We start from the raw sequence: 21045 nt of genomic DNA, 5'->3' as shown, positions 1-21045 counted from the left end.
TCGAGCCCGGCTAAACCTGGAGATCTAAACCCGTTGTCGGTGCGGATGCTCGCCTGTAGCGTGGAGAATCACGTGAAATGAATGAGTGAGTGCGCACCTGGATCAGGATTCCTCAAGGAATAGAGGCACGGCATGGGAAACCCGACCGACGAACACGTCTTCGCGGACCGCCTGTTGAACGGTTGGCTGCGCAGTGTGGGGCTGGACATCGCGTACACGCGAGCAGAAGGGAACACGCTGTACTTCGTGGACGAAGACGGTCAGGAAGTCGCCGTTCTCGACCATGTGTGCGGCTTCGGGTCCTTGATCTTCGGCCATAACCACCGGGGCATCACCGAGTATGCGAAGTCCGTTCTGGACCAGCAGGTCCCGGTGTTCGTCCAACTGTCCCGGCAGCCCCGTGCCAACGACGTAGCGGCAGTGCTCAACGGCATCCTGCGACGCGAGACGAACGAAGACCATCACTACGCGGCGATCTTCGCCAACAGCGGAGCCGAGGCCATCGAGATCTGCCTGAAGCACGCGGAGCTGGAGCGCCAGGCCCGGGTCGCGCAGCTCATCGACGACGTCGGCGCGCACATCGAGGAAGCACGAGCGGAAGTGCGAGCAGGGCGCGCCACGGTGGCCGGGAACCCGTACGTGCCGGTCGGTGACGGTCCTGACGGCAGCGACGCGCTCGCATCGCTGATCGCCGAGATCGAGCGCCGGAACGCACGACTGATGACGAAGGAGCCCGTCCACCTGGCGCTGGAGAACGCCTTCCACGGCAAACTGGTCGCCAGCGTGCAGCTGACCCAGAACCCGAGTTGGCGTACGCCGTTCACCTCGTTGGCCTCCTCGACCCGCTTCCTCCGGGCCGATCAGCCGGACACCATGGCGAAGGCGGTCGAGGACCTCCGCGAGAGCCTGTTGGACGTGGTGGTGGACGACGGCGTGGTGCGGGTGGTGGAGCGGGACTTCCCCGTCATCGGCGCCTTCTTCGTCGAACCGGTTCAGGGGGCGAACGGCATGCGACCGGTGACGGAAGCGGCTGCCCGCGCGATCAGAGCGCTGTGCGACGCCGTCGGATGCCCCCTGGTCGTCGATGAGATCCACAGCGGCATGGGGCGCACGGGCGCCTTCCTGGCCAGCTCCCACATGGGGTTGCAGGGCGACTACTACGCGCTGGCCAAGAGCATCGGTGGCGGGGTCGCCAAGAACTCCGTGGCGCTCTTCCGACAGGACCGCTTCCGCCCGGAGTTCGAGGTGATGCACAGCTCGACCTTCGCGAAGGACGGATTCTCCGGAGCCATCGCCCTGAAGGTGCTGGAGATGCTGGAGGCCGATGACGGCCGGGCGTACGAGGTGGCTGCCGAGCGCGGCAACCGGTTGAAGGACATGCTCAACTCGGTCAAGTCCGACTTCCCGGATGTCGTGGACACCGTGGAGGGCATCGGCCTCATGCTCGCCCTGGAGTTCCGGGACCACTCGACCGTGTCGTCGGAGCTCATGCAGGAGAAGGCCCGATCAGGGATGCTCGGGTACCTGATCGCGGCGTACGTCCTGCGCGAGCACCGGATACGCGTCCTGCCGATCGGGCCCGCAGGGAACTCCCTCCGCTTCGAGCCGTCCCTCTTCCTGACGGACGAGGACGTCGCACGGACGGATTCCGCGCTCCGGGACGTCTGCACGATCCTCCGGAACCAGGACGCGCACCGCCTCACGCCCTGACGACGAACGGGGCGCCCGTCGCACGCGTCGACGGGCGCAACGTTGGACCGGCAGATGATCACCGATGGTTCGATCGGCAGAAAGAGGTGTCCGTCATGAGCAGTGCGAAGTCGGCCGAGTCCCTGGCATCGGGCTTGCTGGAGCACGCGCTCAGTGCTGCATGTGCGGCTTCTGTGCGTGCGGCCGTCACCTTGGGCTTGCCCGAGGTCCTCGGCGACGCGCCCGCGACGGTCGAAGAGCTCGCGACCGCGGTCGGCGCGGATCCGGCCGCCCTGCAACGGCTGCTGCGCGCGCTGACGTCCTACGAGGTGTTCGCGCAGGACGGCGAAGGGGCGTTCGTCCACACGGAGAAGTCACTGGCCCTGCGCGAGGACTCCCCGCACAGCCTCAAGCACCTCGTGCTGTGGTGCACCGAGCCGTGGCTCTGGTCGCTCTGGGGCCGGCTCGACGAGTCGGTCCGGACCGGGAACGAAGTCTTCACCCAGGAGCACGGCCGGAAGTTCTACGAGCACTTGCACACCCGGTGGCCGGAGTCGGCGAAGACCTTCGACCGCGCCATGACCCAGCAGACCGGGTTGTCCGCAGCCGTCCTCGCCGACCTGCTCCCGCTGTCCGGTGTCGACACGATCGCCGATGTCGGTGGGGGGCAGGGACTCGTCCTCGCCACGGTGTTGGAACGGCACCCGGGGCTCCAGGGGTTCCTCCTCGACCTCCCCGACGTGGTGGCGAACGCCGACGCCCGGATGCACCCCGGCGGTGCGTTGGCCCACCGCGTGCAGTTGGTGCCCGGGGACTGCCTCCAGGAGGTCCCCGTCCAGGCGGACCTCTACCTGTTCAAGAACATCCTGGGGGTGGACGAGGAGCGGTCGGTCCTGATCCTGCGCAATGCGGTCGAGGCGGCGCGGCCGGGAGCCCGGATGGTCATCGTGGACAACTTCGTCGACGCCGACGGCCCCGGGCAGCAGCTCGCCTCCGCGATGGACCTGAGGATGCTGCTCGTCATCGGTGGCAGGAAGCACACCCGGGCCGGGTTGCTGACGATCGCGGAGCGGGCCGGCCTGATCGTGCACGGGGTGCGCCCGGTGGACTCGTCCCTGCACATGATCGAGGCCACCGTGCCCGAGTAGTGGGTGCGGTGGTGCGGTTCACCGGGTCCGACCGGCGGTTCGCCGGTCGGACCCGCACTTTGCCGGGGGCGCCGTCAGCCGACGACGACCGCTTTGGTCTGCATGAGGAACCCGCCGAGGTATCCCTCGTGGGGGAGACCGGGGCGCGTCCAGGTGGTCGGGTGGTCCCCGACATGGATCTTGTTGATGGTCGGCTCGGCGACCAGTGCATCGATGAGCTCGCCGTCATCGGTGAAGGCCGTGAGCGACAGGGTGTCGCGCAACGGTGCCATCCAGTCGCCCTCGCGTCGCCACGGCAGGACCCACACGCAGGGGAACCCCATCTCGATGCGGGCCTGCGGGGCGTCCTGGCGGTCGAGCAGGAACACCGCCGGGCGCAACACCGCCGAACCGTCGCCGAGTTCGTGGACGACGGTGTCCGCTCCCAACAGCGGCCGTGAGTTCCCCGCCTTGGCCCACAGGTACGCGTCGACGGCGCGGGCGGCGGCGGCCTGGCGGACCGGCAGCCTGGCGCGCTCGTCACCCGGCGGCAGCGAGGGGAGCCCGCCCAACCGGGTGGCGATCGCCTGGGCGACCGGTGCGGGATCGCCCTCCACGAACACCGCGGTGGCGTTCACGCAGCCGGTGCCGGCGTGACCGGCGATGGACTCCGTGATGGTGTCCAGGTGCCGTGCGACGTCCACCCCGGAGGTGAGCAGGATCTTCGACCTGCCGGGTCCGAACGGCATCACGAGGGTGCTGGCCGCGTACTTCCGGGCCACCTCGTCGGCGCCGAACGCGACGGCGACGTCCGCTTCGGCGACCAGCCGGTCGGCCGTCTGGTGGTCCGTGGGCAGCAGGACGACCTGGTCGTTGTCGTAGCCCACCTGCCGGAGCGCGGCGACCAGCCGGTGGGCGGTGAAGGGCTCCCGCCCGGACGGCCGGATCGCCACGCGGTAGCCGAGGGCCAGCGCGTCCAGCCATGCGGTGTGCACGGCGGGGGAGTTGGCCGGCGCATGGACCATCAGGACCTCGCCGCGGCGGGTCCACACCCCGGAACCGAGCTGGGTGCGCTCGTCGCGCCAACTGTCCGTCGCGCCGATCGGGCGGGCCTGGCTCGCGCTCGTGCACGCGGTCGCCGCGTAGTCGCCGACCTCCTGCGCCAGGTGCCGCACGACGGAGATCGGGATGCCGGACACCTCGGCCACGGTCCGGTGGTACGCATCGGGGGAGACCCCGTCGACCGAGCCGCTGGCGAAGAGCCACCCCGCCCTGGTCAGGAGCTTGTTGCGGCGCGCCGGATCCGGCGGGGTGGCACGGCGCAGGGCCCGGATGTTCCGTTGGGCGAACAGCCAGGGCACGAGGCTCAGTTCGGCCACCGGTTCGGAGGTGACGGCGCGGACGATTTCGCGGTTGCGGCTCTGGTACGGCCCTCCGATGCCGAGGGCGTGGAGTTGCGCGGGTGCGGTGGTCGGGCTCCGCACGTCAGTAGACCCCTTCGATCACGGTGGCATCGCCGAACTCCTGGACCGGCTTGATCTCGGACACCGCGTCGCCCGGGTACCCGAGTCGGTGCGGATGACGGATGCCGGTGTCCCGGTCCAGGTTGTTGGGCAGGAACAGGTTCCGCGTGATGTGGTGCGTGACCACTTGACCGCGCTCCCCGTGGGCCACGTTCTGCCCGGTGGCGGGATCGACCACCGAGAACATGGAGAACGGGGACGGGGGGTCGAAGACCGGGGACTCGCCGGCCGGTGCCCCGGGTCGTTCCGGCATCGCGCAGAAGATCATCGTGCTGCCGAAGATGCTGACGAAGTTGACCTGCGGGAAGACCTCGGTCCGCAACAGGTGACGGGTGTCCTCGTCCATCGACGTGCCGCCGTAGATGATCGTGTTGACCTTGGCGTTGATCAGGTCCACCAGGTGTTCGCGTTGGCAGACCGCTTCGATGAGCGGCGGCGTGATGACCATCACGCGGATGTCCTGGCTCTGGAGGATCCACTCGATCTGGTTGACCAGGTGGTTGACGTACTCCTTGAGCTCGCCGACGGCGCCGCGGGCGGTGACGAGTTTCGCCCACCGCGGGTCCAGGTCGAGCGTGAAGAAGATGCTCCGGAACCGTAGGGCGGTGTCCTGGGCGAGGATGCCGGCCATGTGCGGTCCGGCCGGCATGACGCCGAGCCAGTTGTCACCGGTGGCGATCCCGTGCTCCACCAGACGGTGGTGGTACCAGGCCCAGGATTGCTCGCGGACGTCGGGCAGCACGAACACCCGCTTCGGCGAGCCGGTCGTGCCGCCGCTCTCGCCCACCACCGGAGGAGTGGGCAGTGCGTCGATGCTGCCGTACCCCCGGGGCACCAGGTCTTCCACCCGGACGTTGCGCAGCTCGTCAACGACGTTGGGGAACAGGGAAAGGTCTTCTACGGTCCGCACGTCCTTGCGCGGGTCGAAGGCCAGTTTCTTCCCCAACTCCTGCCAGAACGGGGAGCCGGTCTTCGGGTCGAAATGCCAGGCCATTGCTTCCTGAATGAGGTCCTGCGCCTCCGGCGGGCTATCCCACGAATTGTCGAGTGCGGATGCGGCACGTGAGGTCATTGCCTTGCTCCTCGGCATTCTCTTTCAATGATCGGCTGAGTGGACGCGGATGGTGAATGTGTTTCAAACTCGGGCGGCCAGACGTGAAAGTCTCCGTGCTGCCTCCGCAGTCCCTTCCGAAGGTACAAGGCCGGATAGTTCTGCCGCTAGCCCCAGGTTGTCATCCGATGGAACGCCTGGTATTACAACCGTGGATCTAGTCTCGTTGCCGTAGTCGCGGGCGTGTGCGTAGTCTGCTGTGTGCTGCCTCTCCTCTGAGAGGGAAAAGCAGGAGCGATGAGGGCGCGGCGTTCGCATGCTCACCATCGATCGGGCCGTGGCGGGGAAATTGCGCGGCCGGTGGAATGCCGCCATCGGATGTCCCGGCGCTTCTCGGCTCGACTTCGCCGTGCGGACGGTGAGCACGGCGAGCAACTGCGCGCCCCCCCGTCCGCCTTGACCTCGGTGGAACGACGCGTCCCGACCGGCACGGGCCCGGTGCGCTGCGGTCGGCCCGGGGCGGCGCCCGCGGGAGGCGGCCCCCGGATCGGCGCCGGGTCGAGCAGCACCCATCCGAAGAACCACCACAGGACAGCGGGCAGGAGAGAAGGATGAGCGGTACCGGGTACGACGTGATCGTCGTGGGAGCGCGGTGCGCGGGGTCACCGACCGCGATGTTGTTGGCGAGGAAGGGGTACCGGATCCTGGTCGTGGACCGGGCGACCTTCCCCAGCGACACGCTGTCGACGCACCTGGTGCACCCACCGGGTGTCGCGGCCCTGCGCAGGTGGGGCCTGCTCGACAGACTCGTGTCCACGGGGTGCCCTCCCATCCACACGTACGCCTTGGACTTCGGTTCCGTCGTGCTCACGGGCGGTCCGGGCACCGTGGCCGAACCGGTGGCGTACGGGCCGCGTCGGATCGTGCTGGACAAGCTGTTGGTGGACGCGGCGGTCGAGGCGGGCGTGGAGGTCCGGGAGGGCTTCACGGTCTCCGAGATCGTCTTCGACGACGACGGCCGGGTGGCGGGGGTGCGCGGTCGGGAGCAGGACGGTCCGGTGGTGACCGAGCGGGCGCGGGTGGTGTTGGGCGCGGACGGACTGCACTCGCTGGTCGCGCGGGCGGTGACCGCACCGCAGTACAACGAGAACCCCAAACTGATGTGCGGCTACTACAGCTACTACAGCGGGCTGGACATGGACGGCGTCTTCAGGGCGCACTCCCGCCCCTACCGCGGCTTCGGGGCGTGGCCGACGCACGACGGTCTGACCCTGGTCGGTGGCTGCTGGCCGTTCGCGGAATTCCACGAGGTGAAGAAGGACCTCGAAGGCAACTACCTCAAGAACTTCGCATTGGCACCGGCATGGGCCGAACGCATTCGCGGGGCCAAGCGTGAGGCGCGGGTGGTCGGCGCCGCCCTCCCGAACTACTTCCGCAAGCCCTACGGGCCCGGCTGGGCGCTGGTCGGTGACGCCGGCTACTGCAAGGACTTCTTCACCGCCCAGGGAATCAGCGATGCGTTCATTTCCGCTGAGCTCTGCGCCAGCGGCCTGGACGACGCCTTGTCCGGGCGGCAGCCGTTCGACGTCGCGATGGCCGACTACCAGTCGGCCCGTGATCAGCACGCGCAACCGGTCTACGATTTCACGATGCAGGTCTCCACCCTGGAGCCCCTTCCCCCGGAGTTGCAGAAACTCTTGGAGGACATCGAGGGGAACCAGCCGGCGATGGACGCCTTCGCCCAGGTGAACTCGGGCGTGCTGTCGATGGCGCAGTTCCTCGCCGATTGGGATCGCAGCAGCTGAGAAGCGGCGGGCCGGCCCCTTCGGGAAAGTCGGGCCGGCGCCGAACCGAAGGAACCGTCCGCGCGGTCGCGGACGGTTCCTTCACGTGGTTGCTCGCCGCGCTGCCCGGTTCCGCGCCGGCAGGGCTACCCGGCGCAGCGGTCGGGCGGCCGTTCACTCAGCCGGGCCGCTGGACGGCGTCGTCGGCCATGCGCCGGTGGACGAGTTCCCCGGACTTCCACACATGGGTGATGCGGTCCTGGTCGGCCAGCAAGGTGACGTCGGTCAGGGGGTCCGTGTCCACCGCCAGGAGGTCGGCGTCGTAGCCGGCAGCCAACCGACCGGACCGCGGGGCCCGGGGCCCGAGCGTGTCGGGGCCGTGGGCCGTGGCCGCCTCGATCGCCTCCAACGGGCTCAGTCCCGCAGTGATCAGATGGGCGAACTCGCTGGCGTGCTTGCCCCAGGAGAGCGGTCCGTTCCGATCGCTCGTGCCCAGATCCGTACCCAGTGCGATGGAGACCCCCGCCCGGTGCGCGATCCGGATCGCCCTGAGGTGCCGCTCGGCCATCAGCTCGAAACGGTCGCGCCAACTGGGCGGCAGGGCGGCGACGTTGTGCCGGAGCGCCTCGTAGATGGTGCGCGTGGGCACCAGCATCATGCCCCGCTCGGCCAACAGACCGGCACACTCCTCGTCGAGTTCGGTGCCGTGTTCGATGGTGTGGCACCCGGCCTCGATCGCGGCCAGGATCCCGGCCCGTCCGTGGCAGTGCGCCGCGACGACCCGGTCCGCCCGTGCGGCCTCGGTGACGATCGCGTGCAACTCCTCGCTGCGGTACTGCTGGTGGTGCGGGTTGTCCACCTCGCTCAGCACGCCGCCCGAGGTGCAGATCTTGATCACCTCGGCCCCCGCCCTGAGCTGGAGGCGCACCGCTCGGACGCACTCGTCCACACCGTCGGCGATGCGGAGCGTACCGCCGGTCCGGCACGGGTCGGTCACCCAGCGGTAGGGCAGGCGGTGCGCATCGGTGTGCCCGCCCGTCTGCCCGATGACCTGGTTCGCACTGTAGATGTTCGGGCCGACCAGGGTCCCTTCCCGGACGGCCTCCGCGAGTACGCAGCCGTGGCCGCCCATGTCCCGCAGGCTGGTGAACCCCGCGCGCAGGGCCGCCTCGGCGTCCTTGACGCTGCGGGCGACCGCCAACGCCTCGGGCGTGAGCATCAGTTCCTCGGTGTTCACCCGACCGCGGATGCCGGCGAAGTGCACATGGCAGTCCCACAGGCCCGGCAGCAGGGCGGTGACCCGCGTGGGCTCCAAGGACCGGTCGTCCTCGCTCAGCTCGGCCGTGGGTCCCGCGAACCGGATGCGGCCGTCGGCGTGGATCACGGTGCCGTTGACGGTGGGTGCTCCGGAGCCGGGGATGAGCAGGTCCGTGTCGATGCGATGCCTCACGCGCTACGCCTCCGCAGCCCGGCGTCGCGCGATGCGTGCGCGCAGTGCCTTCTTGTCGATCTTGCCGATGGCCGTGGTGGGCAACTGCGCCACGACCTCCATCTGTTCGGGCAGCTTGAAGGAGGCCAACCCGAGTCCGCGCAGGAACCGGCGCAGCTCCAACAGGGTGGGTTCCTGTCCCGTTTCCGGCACGACGTACAGGTGGACGACCTCCCCGTACAGTTCGTGCGGTGCGCCGACGGCAGCGGACGTCCGCACGGCGGGGTGACGCGCGACCAGCAGCTCCAGGTCCTCCGCCGGGATCTTCTCGCCGCCGCGGTTGATGATGTCGCGCACCCGGCCGTTGACGACGAGGTCGCCCTCGGCCGTCCTGGTCGCCAGATCGCCCGTGCGGTAGAAGCCGTCCGGGGTGAACGCCTTCGCCGTGGCGGCCGGGTCCCGGTAGTAGCCCGCGACGGTGTACGGCCCCCTGGTGAGGAGTTCCCCGGTGGTGCCGTTCGGGACCTGACGGCCTCGTTCGTCCACGATCAGCACCTCGTCCATCGGGGAGGCGGGGCGCCCCTGGGTCCGGACGATGACCGTCTCGTCGTCGGTGAGCCGCGTGTAGCAGAGCAGGCCCTCGCTCATGCCGTAACACTGTTGGAGCGTGGCGCCCAGCACGGAGCGGATCCGGCCCGCCAGTTCCGGAACGGGGCGGGCGCCGCCGACCTGGATCACCCGCAGGCTGCTGAGGTCGGCGGTCGCCTTGGCCGCCGCGGTCAGCCACTGCATCGCCACGGTCGGCACCAGGGCGCAGTGCGTCACGCCTGCCCGCTCGATCAGGTCGAACGCCTGCCGGGGATCGGTGGGATCACCCAGCACCACCGTGCCGCCCGCGGCCAGGGTGCCCAGCACTCCGGGGCAGTTCAGCACGAAGCCGTGTGCGGCGGGCATCACGGCGAGACAGACGGAGTCCTCGGTGACCCCGGCGATCTCCGTGGCCGCCCTGATCATGTAGGCGTAACCCGCATTGCCCCGCGGAATCACCTTCGGCGGTCCGGTGGTGCCGCCGGACAGCAGGAACACGGCGGCGTCCCCCGCACCACCGTCGCTCCGGCGCGGCGCGTCGGTGGCCGTCGCGTCCTGCTCGTCCCAGGGTGCACCCGGGTCGCACAACGCGGCGAGGTCGACGTCCCCGGCCGTGCCGTCACCGAGGGCGAGGACGTGCCGCAGGGACGCGTGCTCCTTCCGTAGCCGTCGGGTCGACTCCGCGGTGAGCGCCGCCCGGTCGCCCGTACGCACGGCGAGGGCGACCGGGCGGGCGGTGCGCACCACATGCCCGAGTTCGTACGCGCCGAACCCGGGCAGCACCAGGACCGGGGGAGCCCCGATGTCGATCAGTGCCAGGGTCAGGACCAGGAACTCCGTGCAGTTGGGCAGTTGCACCACCACCCGGTCGCCGGCGCGTACGCCGAGCCCCTCCAGCCGTCGTCCGGCCACGGTGACCGCCCGGTGCAGCTCGCCGTGCGACAGCGTCGTCGTCCCGCTGACCACGGCACGGCGATCGGGGGAGCGCAGCCGCGCGGCCCGCAGCAGATCGGCGATCCGCTCCTCGCGCCACAGTCCGGCGCGGAGGTAGCCCGCGGCCCGTTGTCGGTCGATCGCGGGTACGTCCGGATCCAGCGGTCGGACGTCGAGCGGGCTCATCGGGGCGTCTCCCGGATGTCGCCCGCCAACTGGTCGATCGTGTAGTCGACCTGGTCCCACAGGTTGATCGTGACGTCGAATCGTTCGCGCAACTGGATCTCCAAGTCGGTGGTTTCGATCGAGCTGAGGCCGAGATCGGCTCGGATTCGGGTATACGGTTGGATCTCGTCCAGCTTTTCCCCCGCGATCCCGATATCCAGCAACAGCTTTTTCAGTATGTCCACGGACACGGTGACGTCCCCTTGTTGTCAGACGGTGAAGATCCCGGGGCGGCGACGATTCCGCATTCTTGCGGAACGGCGTTGCGGCGGCGCAGGCCGAGGCTAATCGACACCTGCTGGCGTGACAATGGCCTAGTACGTCGGGCGTAGGCGGTCTGTGCTGGTTCGGATGCCAGGTGAAACCGGCAGGTCAGCGAGCCCACCTGCACACCTGTTCCATCGAACTCGGTGAATCCTGATCGTCATCCACCCCCGGCTCAGGTGTGATGTGGCGAGGTCGTAGAACGGCATTAGATCAACCGGTGTATTCCCGATGGTGGCGGGATTTGAGATTCTTGGGTTATGCCGGACAAATATCGCAAGCCTGCGGCGTGCGGTGGTAGCCGTGAAAGATTCTCCCTGATTCTCAGGGTGGTGCCGTCTCAGATAGACGCTCCGATACCCGATCCCTCGGGTGACACGGTGTTCAGGCAGTTGGGGGTCTTGGAGGTGGGCGGTGGAGCAGTCGTACGCAATTCCTTACCCGCAACTCGGGTCCGTGCTCGGAGAGCAGGAAATCGGAGTGCTAGCCCAGTTGGTCAACTCTGGTGAGAACCTGTCGGGGGGGCGATGTCGGGAGGAGTTCGAGCGGTGTTTCCGTGAATACCTCTCCGTGCCGTACGCACTTTCGGTGACGAGCGGGACCGTCGCGCTGGAGATCGCGATACGCCTGCTCGACCTGGACGTCGGGGACGAGGTCATCGTCACCCCGCAGACCTACAAGGCCAGCGCGCAGCCGCTGTTGAACTACCCGGTGAAGGTGCGCTTCTGCGATGTGGACCCGGTCTCGCTGAACATCGGACCCGAGCAGTTCGAATCGTTGATCACCAGTCGCACCAAGGCGCTGATCCTGGTGCACTACGGCGGGCTGCCGTGCGAGATGGACCCCATCATGGCGATCGCGCGCCGGCACGGCATCACGGTCATCGAGGACTGTGCGCACGCGCTCGGCTCCGAGTACCGCGGCCGCAAACCCGGCACGCTGGCCGACATCGGCTGCTTCAGCTTCCACTCCAGCAAGAACATCACCACCCTCGGCGAGGGCGGGATGATCACGCTGTTCGACCGGACGCTGGCCGACCGGGTGGACCGCATCCGGTCCAACGAGGCCGATGCGGTGTACCACGAGAAGGTGCGGGCCATCAGGGAGCGCACCAGCGCGCACCCGTGGATGATGCACCCCGGCTTCGCCTTCACCCACGGCTGCGCCGCGATCCGCTACGGCGGCACGAACGCCACGCTCGCGGAGCCGAACGCGGCGGTGGGCATCGTGCAACTGACCAAACTGGACGAACTGGTGAGGCGGCGGACCGAGATCGCCGCCACCTACACCGACGTGCTCGCACAGTTCCCCGGCGTCCGGGTGCAGGAGGGTCCCGATCCGGTCCGGCACGGCTACCACCTGTACACGTTCTTCGTCGACCCGGCCAGCGGCATCCTGCGGGACCGGTTGGTGTCCCGGCTCGACGCCCACGGCGTGCAGATGCAGTTGCGGTACTTCCCCCTGCACCTGCTCCCCGAGTGGCGGGCCAGGGACCACGACGCCGGTGAGTGCCCGGTGGCCGAGCGCATGTGGTTCGAACAACAGGTCAACCTGCCGTGCCATCCGGGAATGACCGACCGGCAGGTCGACCAAGTGGTGTCCCGGTTGGACACCGTCCTCCGCCAGGAGGTCCGAAACGTACCGATCACGTCGGCAGCGGCGCACGAGGTGGAGGGAAACCCGCAGTGTCCGAAGTAGAGCACTACGACATCGTTGTGGTCGGCGGAGGCCCGGTCGGTCTCGCCTCGGCGTGGCACGCCGCTCGCCGCGGTGCACGCGTGGCGGTCTTCGAGCAGTTCGCCTTCGGCAACGAACAGTGCGGCACCAGCGGGGCGGAACGGCACTGGCGGTTGCAGTACACCGAGCCGGACCTGTGTCAGTTGACCGGGGAAGCCCTGCCCCTGTGGCGGGAACTCGAACGGGCCGGCGGGCAGCAGCTGCTGCACGCCTTCGGCAGCCTGTGGTTCGGCGACGTCGACGTGGCCACCAACGAGGGCAAGATCTCGGCGACCGCCCGGACCATGGACCAGCTGTCCATCCCCTACGAATGGCTCACCGCCGCCGACATCGAGCGGCGCTACGGCTTCGCCGACCTGCCCCGCCACTTCGAGGGGTTCGTGCAGCCCGACGGCGGTGCGGTCGACGTGCGGGCCACGGTCGACGGCCTGCTCCGGCTGAGCGAATCGGCGGGTGTCGTGCTGCGGGCGGGCGAGTCCGTGCAGGAACTGGTGCCCGACGGCGAGGGCGTGCGGCTGCGCACCCCCCGCGGCTGGTGCCGGGCGGGCAAGGTGGTACTGGCCAACGGCCCCTACGTGAACCGGCTGCTGGAACCCCTGGGCGCCCGACTGGACCTCAACGTCTTCGAGATGGCGCTGGTGACCCTGCGGCAACGGGACCCCCGGGCCCGGTACCCGTTCTGGTTCGTCTTCCAGGAACCCACCGAGGAGGACACCAACCTGTTCTACGGCTTCCCGCCCAACGCGTGGCAGGACACCGACGTGGTCCGGGTCGGCCCCGTGTTCGAGGTGAACCCGCTGGACGACCCCGAGCAGGCGACCGGCAGCCCGGACCCGCGCCACGTGTCCCGGGTGTGCGACTGGGTCGACCGGCACCTGCCCGTGGTGGACGCGCGACCGCTGGCCCGCGAGACCTGTCTGGCCGTACTGCCCGCCGACCCCGAACGGCAGTTCTTCCTCGGCACGGCCAAGGGACTGTTCGACGGCGGGGACAACGTGGTGATCGCCACCGGAGGGTGGGGGTTCAAGTTCGTGCCGCTGCTGGGCAAGGTCTGCGCCGACCTGTGCGTGGACGGCGCAACCGACTACCGCGTCGAACGCCTCATGCTGCCCGACCCGACCCGCCCCTAGCTGATGCGTACGGACCCGTGGTCGATGCTTCGTCTGCAAAGGAGAACTTCCGGTGACATCCGCAGTCCCCGTCTCGGGTGCTCAATACGACGGCGCTGTCGTCGACATCGCCGTCGTCGGGATGGCGGGCCGGTTCCCCGGCGCCCCTGACCTCGACGCCTACTGGCACAACCTGCGCTCCGGCGTGGAGTCGATCGAACTCCTGACCGAGGAGGAACTGAGGGCCGAGGGGATCAGCCAGGACCTCATCAACGGGCCCGACTACGTACCGGTCGCCCCGACGCTCGAAGGGATCGCACTCTTCGACGCCAGGTTCTTCGGCTTCACGGCACGGGAGGCGGCGCTCCTCGACCCGCAGCAGCGACTCTTCCTGGAGAGCGCGTGGCACGCGATGGAACACGCCGGGATCGACCCCGCCCGGTCCGGTACCGCCGGGGTGTTCGCCGGTGGCAACATGCCCGCGTACCTGATGTCCAACCTGCTCGGCGGTCATCGGATCGTGCTCGACTCGACCATGTTCGAGTTGCAGATCCACAACGACAAGGACTACCTGGCCAGTCGGACCGCCTACAAGCTCGGGCTCACCGGACCCGCCGTGAACGTGCAGACGGCGTGCTCCACCTCGCTGGTGGCGGTGCACCAGGCCGCCGCGGCGCTGCGCTCCGGCAGCTGTGAGCTCGCCCTCGCCGGCGGCGTCTGCGTCCGGGTCCCGCACCGCGTCGGCTACCGCTACGAGCAGGGCCTGATCTACTCGCCGGACGGGCACTGCCGTCCCTTCGACGCCGACGGCGCGGGCACGGTGTTCGGCAACGGGGTCGGCGTGGTGGTGCTCAAGCGGCTCACCGACGCCCAGCGCGACGGCGACCGGGTGCTCGCCGTGCTCAAGGGCTCCGCGGTGAACAACGACGGCGGGGACAAGGTGGGTTACACCGCGCCGAGCGTGCGCGGACAGGAGGCGGTGGTCGCCGAAGCGATCGCCGACAGCGGGGTGCCCGCCCGCTCGATCACCGCGGTCGAGGCACACGGCACGGGCACCCACGTCGGGGACCCCATCGAGATCACGGCGCTCACCCGGGCGTTCGGCAGGCAGACCGCGGACACGCAGTTCTGCGCCGTCGGCTCGGTCAAGTCGAACATCGGCCACTTGGAGTCGGCGGCGGGCATCGCCAGCTTCATCAAGGCCGTGCTCCAACTCCAGCACCGGACCCTGGTGCCCAGCCTGCACTTCCAGCAGCCCAACCCGCGCATCGACTTCCCGTCCACTCCGTTCTTCGTCAACACGGAACTGCGCGAGTGGCCGAACGGAGCGTTCCCCCGCCGCATCGGGGTGAGCTCGTTCGGCATCGGCGGCACCAATGCGCACGTGGTGCTGGAACAGGCGCCGGAACCGGCCCCCACCGCGCCCTGCGACCGACCGCAGCTGGTGGTCCTCTCGGCGAAGACCCCGGCCGCGCTGGACGCACTCACCGGGACGGTCGCCCAGCGGCTCGCCGAACTGCCGCAGCGCCCGCTGACCGACGTCGCGCACACCCTCCAGACCGGCCGCGGGGCGATGCGCTACCGCAAGGCCGTGCTGGCCACCGACACCACCGAAGCGGCGGCACTGCTGTCCGGGACGGAGCCGGGCCGGGTACGCAGCGCGGACGCGGGCCTCGCCCCGGCGAAGGTGGTGTTCCTCTTCCCCGGGCAGGGCGCCCAGTACCCCGGGATGAGCCGGGACCTCTACGCGAGCGAGCCGGTGTTCGCCGAGGCGATGGACGAATGCGCCCGCCTGCTGGACGAACCCCTCGGCATCGACCTGCGCACCGTGCTCTACCCGAGCGACCCCGCCGAAGACGGACTGACCCACACCACGCTCGCCCAGCCGGCCCTGTTCGCCACCGAGTACGCGCTGTCCCAACTGCTGCTGTCCTGGGGCGTCGAACCGGACGTCATGGTGGGGCACAGCATCGGTGAGTTCACCGCGGCCTGCCTGTCCGGGGTGCTGTCCCTGGCGGACGCCACCCGCCTGGTCGCCCTTCGCGGCAAGCTCATGCAGGACCAGCCGACGGGAGCCATGGTCTCGATCGCCGCCGCCGCCGCGGACGTCGAGCGACTGCTGCCGCCCGGCGTGTCCATCGCGGCGGTCAACGCGCCCTCGCTGTGCGTGGCCTCCGGGCCGCACGAGGCGGTGGCCCAGCTCTCCGACCGGCTCGCCGCCCGGGAGATCACCGTCCGCCCGCTGCACACCTCGCACGCCTTCCACTCCGCGATGATGGACCCCGTGGTGGAGCCGTTCACCCGTGCCGTGGCCGAGTCCGTGCTCGTCGCCCCCGGCCGACCGCTCGTCTCCTGCGTCACCGGAGAACCCCTCACCACCGAGTTGGCCACGGACCCGCGCTACTGGGGCACGCACATGCGCCGCCCCGTGCTCTTCGCCGACGCGGTGCGCACCGCGGTCGGCGACCGACCCGCCGTGCTCGTGGAGGTGGGGCCCGGCAACACGCTGAGCACCCTGGCCCGGGCCGGCGCGGAGGACGGCCGCCCCCGGTCGGCCGCCGTCACCACGATGCGCAGGCCGGACGAGTCCGCCGAGGACGGGCAGGTGCTGCGCACCGCCGTCGGCGACATCTGGCTCTTCGGCGGCGCCGTGGACTGGCGCGCCCTGCACGAGGGCCGGCGCAACCGGGTGGAACTGCCCGGATACCCGTTCCAGCGCGATCGGTACTGGATCGAGCCGCGCGGCACGAGCACGTCCTCCGTGGCCGACCTCGGCGGGCGGATCGCCGAGCACGAGGAGCCCGAGGCACAGCAGCCCACGCGGGCCGCCCGGCCGAGCACCCTGGTCACCAGCTACGTGGAGCCGGCGGACGAGCTGGAGCACACCATCGCCGGGGTCTGGGAGGAACTGTTCGGCATCGCGCCGATCGGCACCGGGGACAACTTCTTCGAACTCGGGGGCCACTCGCTGCTGGCCACCCAGGTGCTCAACCGGCTCCAGGCCACGGCCGGGGTCACGGTCCCGTTGAGCAGGCTGCTGGCCGCGCCCACCATCGGCGGACTCGCCGAGCAGCTGCGCGAGGCCGGCGCGACCGAGGCCGACGACCGGTTGGCCGTGGTCGTCCCGCAGCCGGAGCGACGCTTCGAACCGTTCCCGCTCACCGAGATGCAGCAGGCGCAGTGGATCGGTCGGCTGTCCAGCTTCGACATGGGCGGTGTCGCCCCGCACCTGTACTTCGAGTTCGACAGCCGCACCATCGAGGTCACCCGGCTGGAAGCCGCCTGGCAGCGGGTGGTGCAGCGACACGACATGCTGCGCATGGTCGTCCTCCCCGACGGCCGCCAGCGCGTCCTGCCGGACACCACGCCCTACCGGTTCGAGGTGCTCGACCTGCGCGGCGCGCAGACCGAAGAGGCCGACCGGGAACTCGCCGCGATCCGCGACCGGATGGGCACCGAAGTGCGCCGCGCGGACGTCTGGCCGCTGTGGGAGGTCAGGGTCAGCCTGCTCCCGGACCACCTCGTCCGCGTGCACATCAGCTTCGACCTGCTGGTCGCCGACGTGTCCTCGTTCTTCTACCAGCTGCTGCCCGAGTGGCGGGAGTTCTACCACGAGCCCGAGCTGGACCCCTCGCCGCTGACCCTGTCCTTCCGCGACTACGTGCTCGCGGAGGAGGAACTGCGACGGACCCCGCGTTACGAACGTGCACTGGAGTACTGGCGCAAGCGGGTCCGTGAGCTGCCCTCCGCACCCGAACTGCCCACGGTGCCGGCCACCGGCCACGGTGAACGGCTGGCGTTCGTGCGCCGGCACGCCCGGCTGGACGCCGAGGTGTGGGGCCGGATCAAGGCCAGGGCGGGCGAGTTCGGCGTCACCGCGTCCAGTGCGATGCTCGCCGCGTTCGCCGTCACCATCGGCACCTGGAGCAAGAGCCAGCGGTTCACCCTGAACTTCACGGCGGTGAACCGGTTGCCGGTGCACGAGGAAGTCGACGACCTGGTGGGCGAGTTCGCCTCCTTCGACCTGCTGGAGGTGGACGCGGTCTCGGCGGTCGACTTCGCCGAGCTGGTCCGCGAGCTGCAACGGCAGAGCTGGGACGACTTCGAGCACCGCTACGTCAGCGGCGTGCGCATCCTGCGCGAACGGGCCAGGGCGCGCGGGGGCGCCGGCGACGTCATGCCGGTCGTGTTCACCAGTGCCCTCGGCAGCGATGTCGACGGCAAGCCCGCGCCGTCCCCCGTGGACTGGCTCGGCGAGCAGAACTACTTCATCTCGCAGACGCCGCAGGTGACGATCGACCACTTCCTGCTGGAGTTCGGGGGCAATCTGGAGCTGGCCTGGCACGCCGTCGACGGCTTGTTCCCCGAAGGGCTGATGGCCGAGATGTTCCAGGCCTACCAGGACTTCGTGGTGGGCCTGGCCGAAACCGACGGCTGGCACCGGGCCCCGGTGCTCGACCTGCCGCCCGCGCAGCTCGCACCCAGGGCCGCGGCCAACGACACGGACGGCGAGCTGCCGAGCGACGTGCTGCCCGCCCGGGTGTTGGCCCGGGCCCGTTCCACCGAGCCGGCGGTGATCGCCGAGGACCGCGTCCTCGACTTCGCCGAACTCACCGGGCGCGCCGTGGCGTTGGCCGGGACACTGACCGCGGCCGGGTTCGGCCCGGGGAGCGTGGTCGGCATCGGCCTGGCCAAGGGGTGGCGCCAGATCGTGGCGGCCCTGGGAGCCTCCGCGGCGGGCTGCACCTATGTGCCGCTGGACCCCGATCTGCCGGAAGCCCGCCGTCGCTGGCTGGTCGAACAGGCCGGCATCGGGTGCGTACTGGCCGAACCGGGGACGGCCGCGCACTGGCCGAACGCGCCGCAGGTGCTGCCGGTGTCCGAGGACGCCGAGGGGTCCCCCGTGGACGCGGCGCAGTGGATCTGTCCGGCCCGACCGGAGGACACCGCCTATGTCATCTACACCTCCGGCTCCACCGGAACGCCCAAGGGCGTGGCGGTCAGTCACCAGGCCGCGCTGAACACCCTGGTGGACATCGAGGAACGCTTCGGCGTCCAGCCCGGCGACCGCGTCCTGGGGCTGTCCGCCCTCAACTTCGACCTCTCGGTGTTCGACGTGTTCGGGATGCTCGCGGCCGGCGGGGCCATCGTGCTTCCGGACGCCGCGGACCGCCGCAACCCGGCCCGCTGGGCCGAGCTGTGCCAGCAGCACGGGGTCACCCTGTGGAACTCGGTGCCCGCCCTGATGCAGATGCTGGTGGAGCACGTCGAGGCGGCGGGCGACCCGACTCCGGTCTCCTCGCTGCGGCTGGCACTGCTGAGCGGGGACTGGATCCCGCTGTCCCTGCCGGACCGGTTGCGCGCGGTGGTGCCCCCGATCGAAGTGATCAGCCTCGGCGGCGCCACCGAAGCCGCGGTGTGGTCGATCGCCCACCCGATCGGTGCGGTCCCCCCTGACTGGCCGTCCATCCCCTACGGGCGTCCCCTGCGCAACCAGCGCTTCCACGTCCTCAACGACCGCATGCGGCACGCACCGGTCTGGGTGCCGGGACACCTCCACATCGCCGGGGCGGGCCTGGCCGAGGGCTACTGGAACGACGAACAGCGCACCGCCGAGTCGTTCCTGCTGCACCCGGAGACGGGGGAGCGGCTCTACCGCACCGGCGACCTCGGTCGGTACCTGCCCGACGGCACCATCGAGTTCCTCGGCCGCGACGACTTCCAGGTCAAGGTCGGCGGCTACCGGATCGAGCTGGGGGAGATCGAGCACGGGCTCGCCCAGCACCCGCAGGTCGTCAACGCGGTGGTGTCCGCACTCGGCCCCCGCACCCAGCAACGGCTGGTCGCGCACGTCGTGCCGACCGCCTCGGACGACGGGGGCGAAGCGGACTTCGCCGACCGGTTGCGGGCCCACCTCGCCCTGTCGCTGCCCTCCTACATGATCCCGTCCGACTTCGTGCTCATCGACGAGATGCCGCTGAGCAGCAACGGGAAGGTCGACCGCTCGGCCCTGCCCGATCCGCAGCGCGCGGGCAGCGGCGAAACGGCCGGAGCGGGGGAAGCGGGGGAGGGGGCGGAACACGCCGGGGCGCTGCGCACGCTGCTGACCCTGGCGGCCGATCTGCTCGGGGTGGACCGGCCCGGGGCGCGGGACAACTTCTTCGAACTGGGCGGCGACTCCATCATGGGCGTCCAGTTCGTCGGCCGGGCGAACGCCGAGGGCATCGCGATCAACCCGCAGGACCTGTTCGAGAGCACGACGTTCCTCGAACTGGCGCGGGCCGTCCCCGTGGAGACGGGCATCGAGGGCACGGGCCCGGCCGTGGCGCTCACCCCGCACCAGGCACTGGCGAGCGCCCAGGTGGGCTCGGTGGTGCTGGAGGTGCCGGACACCTTCGACCCGGTACTGGCCGGGCGGGCGTTGGGCGCGCTGCTCCACCGCCATCCGGCCCTGCACACCCGGGTGCGGGCCGAGGACGGGCGCGCCTTCGCGGTGCAGCCCGAACGGGCCGGGGACCCCGAGACGCCCGAGGTGCCCGAGATCGACCTCAGCGCCCTGCCCGAGGAGGTGCGGGCCGACGCGGTGCCGCAGATGCTCGGCGAGATGACCGAGGAACTCGACATCGGGGCCGGACCGACCGTCAAGCTCGCGGTCTTCCGGCTGGGCGAGCAGGGCAGCGTGCTGGCCTGCACGGTGGCCCAGGGGCTGATCGACGACGCCTCCGTGATCCTCTTTTGCCGGGAACTGGTCCAGGCGTACCAGCGGCTGGCCGCCGATCAGTCGGTGGTGTGGAGTGCGGGCGCCGGTTCGCTCCCGGCGTGGAACCGGGGCCTGCGCCGGGACCCGGTGCATCCGGCCGGGCTCGCCGAGACCCCCGGCGCCCCGCCGGCGCTGCCCCGACAGCACACGGTCGAGCTGGCTGCCGCGCGCACCGCGGACCTGCTCTCCGCCGCGGCCGCCAGCTACCACCTGGACCCGACCGAGGTACTGGCGGCGGCTGCGTCCGCCGCGCTGGGCCGGGTGCTGCCCGAACCGCCGCAACTGCTGGTGGAGCGTTCGCTGCGGGCCGACCTGGCCGGCAGCGAGGAGCCCGCCGGCCGGCTGGTGGGCCGGATGACCGAACTGCGGACCGTGCAGCCGGTGACGGCCGGCACCGCGCCGGGCGAGTTCCTGCCCGCGGTGAAGGCCCAGCTCCGGGCCCCGGAACCGCACCCGGTCCGCGGGACGACCCTCGCCGTGCGGGAACCGGTGACCTGGGACCGCGTCGACGGCGCGATCACGGTTCCCGCGGACTTCGCCGGAGTGGCCGGAGTCGCCGGATGGCACGACCGGACGGTCGGACAGCTGAGCACGGCCGTGGTGGACGGGGCCCTGCGCATCCGCTGGCAGCTCGACGGGTCCCTGACCGCGGCCGAACAAGGCCGCCTGACCGTCGCGTTCGACGCAGTGCTGGAGGAGATCGCCACGCACTGCCGCGGAGCGGGGGAGGGCTCCTACGAACCGTCCGACTTCCCCCTGGCCGGTCTGTCCGAAGACGAGCTCGACGAATTCCTCGACGAACTGCGGTGACGTGTGACGAAGGCGG

At 70.2% G+C, this 21045-nt stretch carries 11 protein-coding genes; 6 read left to right on the top strand and 5 right to left on the bottom strand.

Translation table 11 applies throughout. The annotated features are described in order from the left end of the window. Positions 1-132 precede the first annotated feature (132 nt). Together ACFYOU_RS29545 and ACFYOU_RS29540 are read left to right on the top strand one after the other, a co-directional pair. Positions 133-1710, top strand: a complete 1578-nt coding sequence (locus ACFYOU_RS29545) for an aminotransferase class III-fold pyridoxal phosphate-dependent enzyme (protein WP_391309836.1) — start codon at positions 133-135, stop codon at positions 1708-1710. Between the two features lie 95 nt (positions 1711-1805). Further along, complete coding sequence (locus ACFYOU_RS29540) at positions 1806-2837, top strand: methyltransferase (protein ID WP_391309835.1); 1032 nt, start codon at positions 1806-1808, stop codon at positions 2835-2837. A gap of 74 nt (positions 2838-2911) precedes the next feature. Here ACFYOU_RS29540 and ACFYOU_RS29535 read toward each other — a convergent pair whose 3' ends face one another. Together ACFYOU_RS29535 and ACFYOU_RS29530 are read right to left on the bottom strand one after the other, a co-directional pair. Next, complete coding sequence (locus tag ACFYOU_RS29535) at positions 2912-4300, bottom strand: aldehyde dehydrogenase family protein (protein WP_391309833.1); 1389 nt, start codon at positions 4298-4300, stop codon at positions 2912-2914. Position 4301: 1 nt separating this feature from the next. Next, the gene (locus tag ACFYOU_RS29530; RefSeq protein ID WP_391309831.1) at positions 4302-5333 is read right to left on the bottom strand and encodes a phenazine antibiotic biosynthesis protein; all 1032 of its coding nucleotides are present in this window, start codon (positions 5331-5333) and stop codon (positions 4302-4304) included. Between the two features lie 668 nt (positions 5334-6001). Between ACFYOU_RS29530 and ACFYOU_RS29525 the strand changes: the two genes are divergently transcribed. Continuing rightward, on the top strand, positions 6002-7195 hold the full coding sequence (locus ACFYOU_RS29525) for an FAD-dependent monooxygenase (protein ID WP_391309829.1): 1194 nt from the start codon (positions 6002-6004) through the stop codon (positions 7193-7195). Positions 7196-7352: 157 nt separating this feature from the next. Here the strand turns inward: ACFYOU_RS29525 and ACFYOU_RS29520 are convergent, their stop codons facing one another. Genes ACFYOU_RS29520 through ACFYOU_RS29510 form a run of 3 tightly spaced genes read right to left on the bottom strand, consistent with a single transcriptional unit; the run spans position 7353 to position 10540 of the window. Beyond that, positions 7353-8624, bottom strand: a complete 1272-nt coding sequence (locus ACFYOU_RS29520) for an amidohydrolase family protein (protein WP_391309827.1) — start codon at positions 8622-8624, stop codon at positions 7353-7355. Between the two features lie 3 nt (positions 8625-8627). Then, positions 8628-10310, bottom strand: a complete 1683-nt coding sequence (locus ACFYOU_RS29515) for an AMP-binding protein (RefSeq protein WP_391309825.1) — start codon at positions 10308-10310, stop codon at positions 8628-8630. Continuing rightward, positions 10307-10540 carry an acyl carrier protein gene (locus ACFYOU_RS29510; protein ID WP_391309823.1) on the bottom strand — a complete coding sequence of 78 codons (234 nt, stop codon included), beginning with the start codon at positions 10538-10540 and terminating at the stop codon, positions 10307-10309. Before ACFYOU_RS29510 ends, ACFYOU_RS29515 begins: the two co-directional genes overlap by 4 nt. 445 nt (positions 10541-10985) lie before the next feature. Here ACFYOU_RS29510 and ACFYOU_RS29505 point away from each other — a divergent pair, with 445 nt between their 5' ends. Genes ACFYOU_RS29505 through ACFYOU_RS29495 form a run of 3 tightly spaced genes read left to right on the top strand, consistent with a single transcriptional unit; the run spans position 10986 to position 21029 of the window. Further along, the gene (locus tag ACFYOU_RS29505; RefSeq protein ID WP_391309821.1) at positions 10986-12311 is read left to right on the top strand and encodes a DegT/DnrJ/EryC1/StrS family aminotransferase; all 1326 of its coding nucleotides are present in this window, start codon (positions 10986-10988) and stop codon (positions 12309-12311) included. Further along, entirely contained in the window at positions 12299-13480 is a 1182-nt protein-coding gene (locus ACFYOU_RS29500) for an FAD-dependent oxidoreductase (RefSeq protein ID WP_391309819.1), read from the top strand. Before ACFYOU_RS29505 ends, ACFYOU_RS29500 begins: the two co-directional genes overlap by 13 nt. Positions 13481-13532: 52 nt before the next feature. Continuing rightward, positions 13533-21029 (top strand): amino acid adenylation domain-containing protein, encoded by a 7497-nt coding sequence (locus tag ACFYOU_RS29495; protein WP_391309817.1) that lies wholly within the window; start codon positions 13533-13535, stop codon positions 21027-21029. Positions 21030-21045 lie beyond the last annotated feature (16 nt).

This window comes from Streptomyces sp. NPDC005955, from assembly GCF_042871255.1.
Lineage (GTDB): Bacteria > Actinomycetota > Actinomycetes > Streptomycetales > Streptomycetaceae > Streptomyces.
Note: the sequence above shows the minus strand (reverse complement) of the source record. Positions and strands in the feature narration are given on the sequence as shown.